The 11,991-nt window shown below is 60.3% G+C and carries 11 protein-coding genes and 2 tRNA genes; 1 reads left to right on the plus strand and 12 read right to left on the minus strand.

From position 1 onward, the window contains the following. Nucleotides 1–55: 55 nt before the first annotated feature. The 11 genes from infB to rlmE all read right to left on the minus strand — a co-directional run bounded on the left by infB (nucleotide 56) and on the right by rlmE (nucleotide 11,173). Entirely contained in the window at nucleotides 56–2,560 is a 2,505-nt protein-coding gene (gene infB, locus DN387_RS15445) for a translation initiation factor IF-2 (protein ID WP_054916541.1), read from the minus strand. A 26-nt stretch (nucleotides 2,561–2,586) separates the two neighbouring features. Next, nucleotides 2,587–4,068 carry a transcription termination factor NusA gene (nusA, locus tag DN387_RS15450; protein ID WP_043863821.1) on the minus strand — a complete coding sequence of 494 codons (1,482 nt, stop codon included), beginning with the start codon at nucleotides 4,066–4,068 and terminating at the stop codon, nucleotides 2,587–2,589. 59 nt (nucleotides 4,069–4,127) lie between these two features. Further along, complete coding sequence (gene rimP / locus DN387_RS15455) at nucleotides 4,128–4,586, minus strand: ribosome maturation factor RimP (RefSeq protein ID WP_043863937.1); 459 nt, start codon at nucleotides 4,584–4,586, stop codon at nucleotides 4,128–4,130. Between the two features lie 130 nt (nucleotides 4,587–4,716). After that, nucleotides 4,717–4,793 (minus strand) — tRNA-Met (locus tag DN387_RS15460). Between the two features lie 98 nt (nucleotides 4,794–4,891). Then, nucleotides 4,892–4,977 (minus strand) — tRNA-Leu (locus tag DN387_RS15465). A 19-nt stretch (nucleotides 4,978–4,996) separates the two neighbouring features. Beyond that, nucleotides 4,997–5,383 carry a preprotein translocase subunit SecG gene (gene secG / locus DN387_RS15470; protein WP_078481335.1) on the minus strand — a complete coding sequence of 129 codons (387 nt, stop codon included), beginning with the start codon at nucleotides 5,381–5,383 and terminating at the stop codon, nucleotides 4,997–4,999. 3 nt (nucleotides 5,384–5,386) lie between these two features. Further along, nucleotides 5,387–6,142 carry a triose-phosphate isomerase gene (tpiA, locus tag DN387_RS15475; protein ID WP_043863822.1) on the minus strand — a complete coding sequence of 252 codons (756 nt, stop codon included), beginning with the start codon at nucleotides 6,140–6,142 and terminating at the stop codon, nucleotides 5,387–5,389. A 66-nt stretch (nucleotides 6,143–6,208) separates the two neighbouring features. Continuing rightward, nucleotides 6,209–7,549 carry a phosphoglucosamine mutase gene (gene glmM / locus DN387_RS15480; RefSeq protein ID WP_054916542.1) on the minus strand — a complete coding sequence of 447 codons (1,341 nt, stop codon included), beginning with the start codon at nucleotides 7,547–7,549 and terminating at the stop codon, nucleotides 6,209–6,211. 20 nt (nucleotides 7,550–7,569) lie between these two features. After that, entirely contained in the window at nucleotides 7,570–8,421 is an 852-nt protein-coding gene (gene folP / locus DN387_RS15485; protein WP_254506110.1) for a dihydropteroate synthase, read from the minus strand. A gap of 8 nt (nucleotides 8,422–8,429) precedes the next feature. Continuing rightward, nucleotides 8,430–10,337 carry an ATP-dependent zinc metalloprotease FtsH gene (gene ftsH / locus DN387_RS15490; protein ID WP_043863825.1) on the minus strand — a complete coding sequence of 636 codons (1,908 nt, stop codon included), beginning with the start codon at nucleotides 10,335–10,337 and terminating at the stop codon, nucleotides 8,430–8,432. A 212-nt stretch (nucleotides 10,338–10,549) separates the two neighbouring features. After that, nucleotides 10,550–11,173, minus strand: coding sequence for a 23S rRNA (uridine(2552)-2'-O)-methyltransferase RlmE (rlmE, locus tag DN387_RS15495; RefSeq protein ID WP_043863826.1), 624 nt, complete (start codon nucleotides 11,171–11,173; stop codon nucleotides 10,550–10,552). Between the two features lie 101 nt (nucleotides 11,174–11,274). Here rlmE and yhbY point away from each other — a divergent pair, with 101 nt between their 5' ends. Further along, entirely contained in the window at nucleotides 11,275–11,583 is a 309-nt protein-coding gene (yhbY, locus tag DN387_RS15500; protein WP_038606752.1) for a ribosome assembly RNA-binding protein YhbY, read from the plus strand. A 12-nt stretch (nucleotides 11,584–11,595) separates the two neighbouring features. Here yhbY and DN387_RS15505 read toward each other — a convergent pair whose 3' ends face one another. After that, nucleotides 11,596–11,991: a hypothetical protein gene (locus DN387_RS15505; protein WP_043863827.1), complete on the minus strand. Its 396-nt coding sequence runs from the start codon at nucleotides 11,989–11,991 to the stop codon at nucleotides 11,596–11,598.

Genomic DNA, 11,991 nt, shown 5'->3' on the forward strand with positions numbered 1-11,991 from the left:
AGAGCCGCCGACCTGCGCCTTGCGGCGGGCGGTCTGCGGCTCCCAAGCTCGCGGCTTAGAGCGTGCGAGCCACTTGGACTTTCTCGAAGACTTCGATCTTGTCGCCGACCTTGACGTCGTTGTAGCTCTTGACGCCAATACCGCACTCCATGCCGGCACGTACTTCGGACGCATCGTCCTTGAAGCGACGCAGCGACTCCAGTTCGCCTTCGAAGATCACCACGTCGTCGCGCAGTACGCGAATCGGACGGTTGCGGTAAACCACACCCTCGGTGACCATACAGCCGGCGATGGCGCCGAACTTCGGCGAACGGAACACGTCACGCACTTCGGCGATACCCAGGATGTTCTCGCGAACATCGCTGCCGAGCATGCCGGTCAGGGCTTTCTTGACGTCTTCAATGATGTCGTAGATCACGTTGTAGTAACGCATATCCAGACCTTCCTGCTCGACGATCTTGCGCGCGCCGGCATCGGCACGCACGTTGAAGCCGAACAGTACTGCATTGGAAGCCAGGGCCAGGTTGGCGTCGCTCTCGGTGATACCACCGACACCGCCGCCGATCACGCGAACCTGTACTTCGTCGTTGCCAAGACCGCTGAGGGAGCCCTGCAGGGCCTCCAGAGAACCACGCACATCGGACTTGAGTACGATGTTGAGGGTTTTCTTCTCTTCCTGGCCCATGTTCTCGAAGATGTTCTCGAGCTTGCCAGCGTGGGCACGTGCCAGTTTGACTTCGCGGAACTTGCCTTGACGGAACAGAGCCACTTCACGGGCTTTCTTCTCGTCGGCAACCACGCTCAGTTCGTCACCGGCATCCGGGGTGCCATCCAGGCCGAGAATCTCGACCGGGATCGACGGGCCGGCTTCCTTAACAGGCTTGCCGTTCTCGTCGAGCATGGCCCGTACACGGCCGTAGTTCGAACCGCACAGCACCATGTCGCCCTGACGCAGGGTACCGTCCTGAACCAGCACGGTAGCCACCGGGCCACGGCCCTTGTCCAGGCGCGACTCGACCACGACACCACGGCCAGGGGCCGATGGGGTGGCCTTGAGCTCGAGGATCTCGGCTTGCAGCAGAACGGCTTCGAGCAGTTCGTCGACGCCGGTACCCATCTTGGCCGAAACCTTGACGAATGGCGTGTCGCCACCCCAGTCCTCGGAGGTCACGCCTTCGACGGCCAGTTCGTTGCGGATGCGGTCCAGGTCTGCACCTGGCTTGTCGATCTTGTTCACTGCAACGACCAGTGGAACACCTGCCGCCTTGGCGTGCTGTACCGCTTCACGGGTTTGCGGCATTACGCCGTCGTCCGCCGCGACCACCAGGATCACGATGTCGGTCGCCTTAGCACCACGGGCACGCATTGCGGTAAACGCGGCGTGACCCGGGGTGTCGAGGAAGGTGACCATGCCACGGTCGGTTTCCACGTGGTACGCACCGATGTGCTGGGTGATACCACCGGCTTCGCCGGCAGCTACCTTGGCACGACGGATGTAGTCGAGCAGGGAAGTCTTACCGTGGTCAACGTGGCCCATTACGGTCACGACCGGCGCACGGGAGAACGACTCGCCTTCGAACTTCAGGGACTCGGCCAGGGAATCTTCCAGCGCGTTGTCGCTGACCAGCGTGACCTTGTGGCCCAGCTCTTCGGCGATCAGCTGAGCAGTTTCCTGATCGAGCACCTGGTTGATGGTGACCGGAGTACCCATCTTGAACATGAACTTGACGACTTCAGCGGCCTTGACCGACATCTGCTGTGCCAGCTCGGAAACGGTGATGGTCTCGCCAATGGCCACGTCGCGGATAACCGGACCGGTCGGGCTCTGGAAGCCGTGGGCATTGCGCTTCTTCATCTTGCCCTTGCCACGGCCACCACGGCGGAAGCTGTCGCTTTCCTCTTCGGTGGTACGTGGGGCGGCACGTGGAGCTGGCGCCTTTTCCTTTTCCTTGACCTTGACCGATACGCGCGGGGCCTCGTTGCGGCGCTCGCCACCACGGCGGTCGTCGTCACGCGACTTGTCGTTGCGACGGGCGTCTTCGGCTTTCTTGCGCTCGACACCCGGGGCCGGAGCTGCAACCGGCTCGGCAGCTGCAGGCGCAGCTGTCACGGCCGGTGCTGCAGCGGCTGGCGCAGGGGCGCTGGCCGGCTGACGGCTGGCGGATTCTTCGGCACGTTTACGCGCTTCAGCTTCAGACTTTTCGCGTGCTGCGTTTTCAGCGGCACGACGTTCTTCCAGCTCGCGATTCTGCTCAGCCTGGATTTCTTCGGGGCTGCGCTGTACGAAAACTTTCTTCTTGCGTACTTCTACGCTGATGCTCTTGCTACCAGCAACACGCAGGGTGCTGGTGGTCTTGCGCTGCAAGGTAATCTTGCGCGGCTCTTCCACCTTCGCCTTGTGGCTGCTTTTCAAGTGGGTCAGCAGAGCCTGCTTCTCACTGTCGGTCACTACCTGACCGGCGTCGGTGTGCGGCAGACCTGCCTCACGCATCTGCTGCAGCAGGCGCTCTACCGGTGCAGCGACCTCTTGGGCCAATTCTTTCACCGTGACTTGCGTCATGCACTTCTCTCCTCAGGCCAGCCTACTTACTCGAACCAGTGGGCTCGGGCGGCCATGATCAACTTGCCGGCACGTTCTTCGTCGATGCCGTCGATGTCGAGCAGGTCATCAATCGACTGCTCGGCCAGGTCTTCGCGGGTAACCACGCCGCGCACCGCCAGTTCCGCCGCCAGATCCTTGTCCATACCCTCAAGCGAGAGCAGGTCTTCGGCCGGATGGGCGTCTGCCAGTTTTTCCTCAGTAGCGATGGCTTTGGTCAACAGGCGGTCCTTGGCACGCGCGCGGAGTTCGTTGACGATCTCCTCGTCGAAGCCATCGATGTTGAGCATTTCTTCCAGCGGTACGTAGGCAATTTCTTCCAGGCTGGTGAAACCTTCGTCAACGAGAACCTGCGCCAGCTCTTCGTCGACTTCCAGCTCTTCGATGAAGTTACGCAGAATGTCGCCGGTTTCAGCTTGTTGCTTGGCCTGGATGTCCGACTCGGTCATCACGTTCAGGGTCCAGCCGGTCAACTGGCTGGCCAGACGTACGTTCTGACCACCACGGCCAATGGCTTGCGCCAGGTTGTCCGCGGCTACAGCGATGTCCATCGCGTGGGCATCTTCATCAACGATGATCGCCGCGACTTCTGCCGGCGACATGGCGTTGATGACAAACTGGGCCGGGTTGTCGTCCCACAGGACGATATCCACTCGCTCGCCGCCCAACTCGCCAGACACTGCCTGTACGCGCGAACCGCGCATACCGATGCAGGCGCCTTGCGGGTCGATGCGCTTGTCCTTGGAGCGGACAGCGATCTTGGCGCGAGAACCCGGGTCACGGGAAGCCGCCATGACCTCGATAAGGCCCTCGGCGATTTCCGGCACTTCGATGCGGAACAGTTCGATCAGCATCTGGGGCGCGGTACGCGACAGGATCAGCTGCGGGCCGCGGTTTTCGGTGCGGATTTCCTTGAGCAGCGCACGTACACGCACACCGACACGGAAAGTCTCGCGGGAGATGATGTCTTCACGGGCCAGCAGCGCTTCGGCGTTGTTGCCCAGGTCGACGATCACGTTGTCACGGGTAACCTTCTTGACGGTACCCGAGATGATTTCGCCCAGACGCTCGCGATAGGCATCGACCACCTGTGCGCGCTCGGCTTCGCGGACCTTCTGCACGATGACCTGCTTGGCGGTCTGTGCAGCGATGCGGCCGAACTCGATGGACTCGATCTTCTCTTCGATGACATCGCCAACCTTGGCTTCAGGATGGGTTTCCTGAATCTTGCTTGGCCAGGTTTCGATCGCAGGATCGTCAAGATCCTCTTCCTCGACCACCGTCCAGCGACGGAAGGTCTCGTAGTTACCGGTGTGGCGGTTGATCTCCACACGCAGGTCGACTTCATCTTCGAAGCGCTTCTTGGTAGCAGTGGCCAGGGCCACTTCCAATGCTTCGAAAATCACGTCTGCCGGTACACCCTTTTCATTGGATACCGACTCAACAACCAGCAGTACTTCTTTGCTCATCGTACGCCTCGCCTTTCGCAAGCCATTGGGTCCGCACGAACTATCGGACCCGGCATGTCTCAGTCAAAACTGGGAATAATGTTGGCCTTGTCGATCATGTCGATCGGCAGAAGGAATTCGTGGTCATCTACCTGCACCACGACATCCTGCTCTTCCACACCGCGCAGAAGGCCCTGAAAATTACGTCGACCTTCGAAAGGCGAGCGCAGTTTAATCTTCACCTGCTCACCGACATACTTTGCAAACTGTTCAAGTGTGAACAGCGGGCGTTCCATGCCAGGAGAGGAAACTTCAAGGGTGTATTCAACGGAAATGGGATCTTCGACATCCAGAATGCCGCTGATCTGACGGCTGACGATGGCGCAGTCATCCACCAGCACACCGCCTTCTTTGTCGATATAAACGCGCAACATTGAGTGGCGGCCTTGAGCCGAAAACTCGATACCCCAGCATTCATAGCCTAGGGCCACGACCACCGGGGCCAACAAGGCCTGCAACTCTTCTAGCTTGCTCGACACCTGAACCCCCTTGTGCATGCTATGCAAATAAAAAATGGGCGAAGCGCCCATCCCTGATACGCCGGGTGAATACCGGCGCTGAGAACTGATCAGCTAACAAAAAGCCCCTGAAAAGGGGCTCTGCTGAAACTGGTTGCGGGGGCTGGATTTGAACCAACGACCTTCGGGTTATGAGCCCGACGAGCTACCAGACTGCTCCACCCCGCGTCAAAGCTGGGGCGAAAGTATACGACCGAACCCCGCGAGGGGTCAATCTAACCTCCACCTACAAGAAAGCCCGCTGTAGCGGGCTGTCTTGTTTCAATTGGTACCGAGAAGGGGACTCGAACCCCTACACCCTATGGGCACAACCACCTCAAGGTTGCGTGTCTACCAATTCCACCACCTCGGCAATACTACTTTGAAACCCGTTACTTCTGCTCTTGAGCTGGAGGTACATCGCCGGTGTTGCTGGCGGGTGCCTGTTGCTCCTGGAGCACCGGTACATCATCTGTTGCCGGTTTTTGCTGCTTCACTTCAAGTACCGCTGGATCTGGAAGCCCTACCTGAGTCAGCTGATGAGCTTTCTCTTTAGCAAAGTAACCTAACCCTAGGGCGGTTATGAAGAAACTGGCGGCAAGTATAGCAGTAAACTTACTAAGAAAGGTAGCAGAACCTTGGCTTCCGAACACAGTATTTGAAGCCCCTGCGCCGAAAGATGCACCTGCTTCCGCACCTTTACCCTGTTGCAGCAACACCAGCACTACCAAACCCAGTGCGCCCAACAGATGAAAAACTACTACGACTGTTTCCAGCATTTTTCAGTTTCCTGCGGCGCGACAAATTGCACCGAATTCGTCTGCGTTCAGGGAAGCTCCACCAATGAGCCCCCCATCGATATCCGGCATGCCGAACAGCTCAGCCGCATTGGCCGCCTTCACGCTGCCGCCGTATAGAAGCCGCACATTCATCGCGACCTCTGAATTCTTTGCCGCCAGTTGCTCACGAATGGCCTTGTGCACATCCTGAGCCTGTTGCGGGCTGGCCGTGAGGCCGGTGCCGATGGCCCATACAGGCTCATAGGCAATGATTGCACTGGCGAAGGCCTCAACACCGAATGCGTCGATGATGCTGCTCAACTGACGCCCTACAACCTCAAGCGTCTTGCCAGCTTCGCGCTCCTCCAGGGTTTCCCCTACACAGAGCACAGGCTTCAACCCGCAAGCCTGAGCCGCAGCGAACTTGCGATTCAGCACTTCGTCGCTTTCGCCCAGTATCTGGCGACGCTCCGAGTGCCCGATCAGCACCAGCTCACATCCCGCATCGACCAGCTGACTCGGAGCAACCTCACCGGTCAGCGCGCCTTGCTGGGGCTCTACCGCAGAATCCTGAGCACCCACGGCTATCGACTTGCCCTGCAACCCTTCAATCGCTTGATTGATGTACAGGCAGGGCGGGAACACCGCGACTTCAACACCGCTCGGCAGGGCTAGATTGCTCAAGCCCTTGATCAGCTCAGCGACGCTGGCGCGGGTACCGTGCATCTTCCAGTTACCAGCTACCATAGGGCGACGCATGCTGTACCTCGTCGGTCAAAGTGGGCGCAGATGTTACCCAACCCGATCACCACTGGCAAGCGCTAATCAGGCGCAAACTTCAGTTACCAGCTTTGCCAGTTCCTCGGCGTAGCCGCGCACCTGACTTTCGTCGTCACCTTCGACCATCACACGCACCAGTGGCTCTGTGCCGGACTTGCGCAGCAGCACGCGACCACGACCCGCCATGGCCTCGGTGACCCGCTCGCAGGCCTGTTTGACCGCCGGGTGCTCGACAGGGTCCACCTTGCTCTCGCCAAAGCGAACATTGATCAGCACCTGCGGGCATTTGCGCAGCGCCTGACGGGCCTGAGCCAGGGTTTCACCGCGACGCTTGAGCGCCATCAGCACCTGCAGGGCAGCGATGATCGCATCTCCTGTGGTGGTATGACTGAAGCACACCACGTGCCCGGAATTCTCGCCGCCGATGTTCCAGTCGCGCTCCAGCAGTTCGGCCATCACATAGCGGTCACCCACCTTGGCACGCACAAACGGTATCGAGAGCTCCTGCAAGGCCAGTTCGAGGCCCAGGTTGCTCATCAGCGTACCCACAACGCCACCATTGAGCTTGCCACGCTCCTGGAGGTCACGGGCAATGATGAACAGCAATTCGTCACCATCGACGATCGCGCCGGTATGGTCGACCATCAGCACCCGGTCACCGTCACCGTCGAACGCGATCCCCAGGTCGGCATGCCCTACCAGGACCGCCGCCTGAAGCGACTCGATATGGGTCGAACCGCAGTTCTCGTTGATGTTGAGGCCATCCGGCTGCGCTGCCAGCACCGTGACATCGGCGCCGAGCTCGCGAAACACGCTGGGGGCCACCTTGTACGTGGCGCCGTGGGCGCAGTCGACCACCAGCTTGAGGCCGGCGAAATCGGTACTGGTCGGCACGCTGCTCTTGCAGAACTCGATGTAGCGGCCGGCCGCGTCGTTGATGCGCGACACCTTGCCCAGCTTGCTCGACTCGACCACGGTCATGGGCTTGTCGAGCAACTCCTCGATCATCTGCTCCACATCGTCGGGCAGCTTGGTGCCCTGACCGGAGAAGAACTTGATGCCGTTGTCGTCATGCGGATTGTGCGACGCACTGATGACGATCCCGGCTTCGGCATGAAAGGTGCGGGTCAGGTAGGCGATGGCCGGCGTCGGCATCGGGCCGAGCAGCAGCACATCTGCGCCCGCCGCAGACAGACCGGCCTCAAGGGCCGACTCGAACATGTAGCCGGAGATACGCGTGTCCTTGCCTACGAGCACCCGGCAGGCGCCGAGCTTGCGAAAGGCCATGCCTGCGGCCCAACCGAGCTTGAGCATGAAATCCGGCGTGATCGGGTATTCGCCGACACGGCCACGAATGCCGTCGGTACCAAAATATTTTCTGCTCATAGTGAAATGCTCCGTCACTCTTATTCGGCGGCTTCAACCGCTGCAATCATCCGTACCACGTCGACGGTCTCGGCAACATCGTGAACCCGCAGGATGCTCGCACCCCGGGTCATCGCCAGCGCAGCAAGCGCCAGGCTGCCATAAAGCCGCTCACCGACCGGACGCTCCAGCGCCAGGCCGATCATGCTCTTGCGCGAAACGCCCACCAGGAGGGGACGGCCCAGGCGATAAAGGTCCTGCATATGCTTGAACAGGCTGAGGTTGTGCGCAAGCGTCTTGGCAAAACCAAAGCCCGGATCGAGCACAATCTTTTCGGCGCCGATACCCACCGAAGCACAGGCTGCCATGCGCTGCTCGAGAAACATCGCCACCTCGACGGTCACATCGTCGTAGTGCGGGTTGTTCTGCATGTCGCCGGGCTCGCCGCGCATGTGCATAAAGCAGACCGGCAAACCGGTGGCTGCAGCGGCATCCAGGGCGCCATCGCGGGTCAGCGAGCGCACATCGTTGATCAGCCCCGCGCCCAGGCGGGCAGTCTCGCGGATCACCGCCGGCGTCGAGGTATCGACCGAGATGATGACATCCAGCTCGCGACTGATCGCTTCGACAATGGGTGCAACCCGCTCGAGCTCTTCGAGAGCAGTGACCACGCGTGCACCTGGCCGGGTGGACTCCCCACCGACATCGACAAGCGTAGCACCGGCCGCCACCATCGCTTCGGCATGGCGCAAGGCCGCATCACGCTGGGTGAAGCGACCGCCGTCCGAGAAGGAATCAGGGGTTATGTTGAGGATACCCATCACATGGGTACGGGAAAGGTCGAGAACCCGGTTGCCGCAAGGCAACCGGGTTGGGTACTGCTGTGAAGTCATGTCAACCCTTAGAGCTGCGCCGCCGGACCACCGATCGGGGACTCGGGGCGATCACCTTGCGTTGCAGAGGTGCCCGAAGTGCCCGAACCACCTTCCCAGTCACGGGGCTCACGCGGCTCGCGACCGGCCATGATGTCGTCGATCTGGTCGGCATCGATGGTCTCGTACTTCATCAGCGCATCGGCCATGGCATCGAGCTTGTCACGGTTTTCGGTGAGGATCTGCTTGGCAGTGGCATAGCACTGGTCGATGATGCTGCGCACCTCGGAGTCGATCAACTTGGCCGTCTCGCCCGAAACGCTGGCGTGCTGGGAACCGGCACTGCGGCCCAGGAACACTTCGCCTTCTTCTTCGGCGTACATCAGCGGGCCGAGTTTTTCCGACAAGCCCCACTTGGTGACCATGTTGCGAGCGATCTGGCTGGCTCGCATGATGTCGTTGGAGGCACCCGTGGTAACGCCATCGAAGCCAAGGGTCATTTCCTCGGCGATACGACCACCGTACAACGAGCAGATCTGACTGATCAGCGCACGCTTGGACAGGCTGTAGCGGTCCTCTTCCGGCAGGAACATCGTGACGCCCAGGGCGCGACCGCGCGGAATGATCGAGACCTTGTACACCGGGTCGTGCTCGGGCACCACGCGACCGACGATGGCATGACCCGCCTCGTGGTAAGCGGTGTTCTGCTTCTCTTTCTCGGACATGACCATCGACTTGCGCTCGGCGCCCATCATGATCTTGTCCTTGGCCAGCTCGAACTCCTTCATCTCGACCACACGCTTGCCGCCGCGCGCAGCGAACAGCGACGCCTCGTTGACCAGGTTGGCCAGGTCGGCACCGGAGAAGCCGGGCGTACCACGGGCGATCACAGCAGGGTTCACGTTGTCGCCGATCGGCGTCTTGCGCATGTGCACCTTGAGAATCTGCTCGCGACCACGGATGTCGGGCAGGCCAACGACCACTTGGCGGTCGAAACGGCCTGGACGCAGCAACGCAGGGTCAAGCACGTCCGGACGGTTGGTAGCGGCGATCACGATGATGCCGTCGTTCATTTCGAAGCCGTCCATCTCCACCAGCAACTGGTTGAGGGTCTGCTCGCGCTCGTCATGACCACCGCCCATGCCGGCGCCACGGTGGCGACCGACGGCGTCGATTTCGTCGATGAAGATGATGCACGGTGCGTGCTTCTTGGCCTGCTCGAACATGTCACGTACACGGCTGGCACCGACACCCACGAACATTTCAACGAAGTCGGAACCGGAAATGGTGAAGAACGGCACCTTGGCCTCACCCGCAATGGCCTTGGCCAGCAGGGTCTTACCGGTACCGGGCGGGCCGACCATCAGCACGCCGCGCGGAATACGACCGCCCAGGCGCTGGAACTTGCCTGGATCACGCAGGAACTCGACCAGCTCGCCAACCTCTTCCTTGGCTTCATCGCAACCTGCGACGTCGGCCAGGGTGGTCTTGACCTGGTCTTCGGAGAGCAGACGCGCCTTGCTCTTGCCGAAACTCATCGGCCCACCCTTGCCACCGGCACCGCCCTGCATCTGGCGCATGAAGAACATGAACACGGCGATGATGACCAGGATCGGGAAGCTGGCGACCAGCAACTGGGTCCAGATGCTTTGTTGTTCAGGCTGCTTGCCTTCGACCACGACGTGGTTGTCGACCAAGTCGCCGATCAGGCCGTTGTCGGCGATCGCGGGACGCACGGTCTTGAAGCTGTCGCCGTCGGTACGCTTACCAATGATGACTGCACCGTCGACCGTCACACGCTCGACCTTGCCATCCTTGACCTGCTGAATGAAGTCGGAATAGTTGAGGGTCTGCGGCTCGTTCGGGCTGGAGAAGTTGTTCATCACGGTCACCAGGACCGCGGCGATGATCAACCACAGGATCAGATTCTTTGCCATGTCGTTCAATTAGCTACCCTCTGAGGCAGGCCTTAGGCGCAGCCGTGCCTCGCATGATAATCACCGGCTTAACTTACTACATTACCTACATGTCTGCAGGCGCCGTCTGTAACCCTTTGTGAAACCTAGACTACACGATGTTCATCCAGGTCAGGCAGGACATCCGATTGGAAATAGCTATCGGATACCCTGGAAGCTGCCGGCCTGAAGCCCTACTCGCCCTTGTAGCCACGCCCCAGCATGTACTGCTCGCGGGAGCGATCGCGTGAAGAATCGGGCTTGAGCATCTGCACCTTGTCGAATTTCTTGCGGGCGTCCTTGAGGTAGACGTCAAACCCCTCGCCCTGAAAGATCTTGATCAGAAAATCGCCACCCGGCTTGAGTACCCGGGTCGCCAGATCAAGGGCCAGCTCGCACAGGAACATGGCCTTGGGCATATCCACAGCGGGCGTACCACTCATATTGGGGGCCATATCGGAAATCACAAGGTCTACGTGCGAATTACCGACCGCCTCGAGAATCTGCGCGAGCACTTCATCCTGGGTAAAGTCGCCCTGGATGAAGGTAACGTCGGGAATACTGTCCATTTCAAGGATGTCGGAGGCGATCAGACGCCCCTGACCGCCAATCAGACGACTGGTCACCTGCGACCAGCCACCGGGCGCCGCGCCCAGATCGATCACGCTCATGCCCGGGCGGATCAAACGGTACTTTTCCTGGATTTCGAGCAATTTGTAGCTCGCGCGCGAGCGATATCCGTCCTTTTGCGCCTTTTTGACGTAAGGATCGTTGAAGTGTTCTTTCAGCCAGCCAAGGCTTGTCTTGGAACGCGCCACTGGGCACCTCGATGATAAGGGTCGTGATTAACTGGGCGGATCCACGGGCCCTCGGGTAAAATGGCCGCCATTTTTACAGAATCTAGACAAAGGGTCAGATTATGCCGCTCAATAACGAGCAGAAGAAACAGTACAAATCCATTGGCCACGACCTGAAACCAGTTCTGATTGTGGCAGGCAACGGCCTGACTGAAGGGGTTATCGCCGAACTCGAGCGCGCCCTGGCCGATCACGAACTGATCAAGGTAGAGATCCGCTCGGAAGACCGCGAAGAACGTGCCGCCGCCATTGCCGCACTGTGCAAGGCCGGCCGCGCCGAACTGGTGCAGACCATCGGCAAGAAGGCACTGATCTATCGCCGCAACCCGCAGCCCAACAAGCAACTGTCGAACATCCACCGCTACAAGTGATGTTCGCGCCGTTCAGTGGCGCGCCTTGCGCGCCCTGCCCGGCGGCGGCTGCAGCACCAGCAGCAAACCGCTGAGGCCCAGCACCAGGTAGCAGAACAGCTGCCAACGCAACTGCCCCGCCCCGCCAACCCGCAAGACGAAATACATCACGCACGCCGCCACTGCCATCAGCAGCAGTTGCCCACGCATGTCTCGCCACAGGCTGGCCATCCCTTCGGCCTGAATCAGCACCAGCACCTGCACGCCGCAGCCCACCGCCGCAAAGGCGACCAGCAGCGACGCGGCCAGCACGCCAAAATCTTCGATCAACAGCGGCGCCAGGCCAATCTGGCCCAGCACCGGCAGTACCGCAAAATGCAGCATCCACACGCCGCCGACCCAGAGCACCTGGGCCAGCTGCCAGATCAC

This window comes from Pseudomonas sp. FBF18 (genome assembly GCF_024261405.1).
GTDB classification, from domain to species: Bacteria; Pseudomonadota; Gammaproteobacteria; order Pseudomonadales; family Pseudomonadaceae; genus Aquipseudomonas; species Aquipseudomonas palmensis.

What these genes read in the sequence shown, in the direction of transcription:
- infB (WP_054916541.1), bottom strand. Translation starts at nt 2,560, where the DNA reads ATGACGCAAGTCACGGTGAAAGAATTGGCCCAAGAGGTCGCTGCACCG.
- nusA (WP_043863821.1), bottom strand. Translation starts at nt 4,068, where the DNA reads ATGAGCAAAGAAGTACTGCTGGTTGTTGAGTCGGTATCCAATGAAAAG.
- secG (WP_078481335.1), bottom strand. Translation starts at nt 5,383, where the DNA reads ATGCTGGAAACAGTCGTAGTAGTTTTTCATCTGTTGGGCGCACTGGGT.
- tpiA (WP_043863822.1), bottom strand. Translation starts at nt 6,142, where the DNA reads ATGCGTCGCCCTATGGTAGCTGGTAACTGGAAGATGCACGGTACCCGC.
- glmM (WP_054916542.1), bottom strand. Translation starts at nt 7,549, where the DNA reads ATGAGCAGAAAATATTTTGGTACCGACGGCATTCGTGGCCGTGTCGGC.
- folP (WP_254506110.1), bottom strand. Translation starts at nt 8,421, where the DNA reads ATGACTTCACAGCAGTACCCAACCCGGTTGCCTTGCGGCAACCGGGTT.
- ftsH (WP_043863825.1), bottom strand. Translation starts at nt 10,337, where the DNA reads ATGGCAAAGAATCTGATCCTGTGGTTGATCATCGCCGCGGTCCTGGTG.
- yhbY (WP_038606752.1), top strand. Translation starts at nt 11,275, where the DNA reads ATGCCGCTCAATAACGAGCAGAAGAAACAGTACAAATCCATTGGCCAC.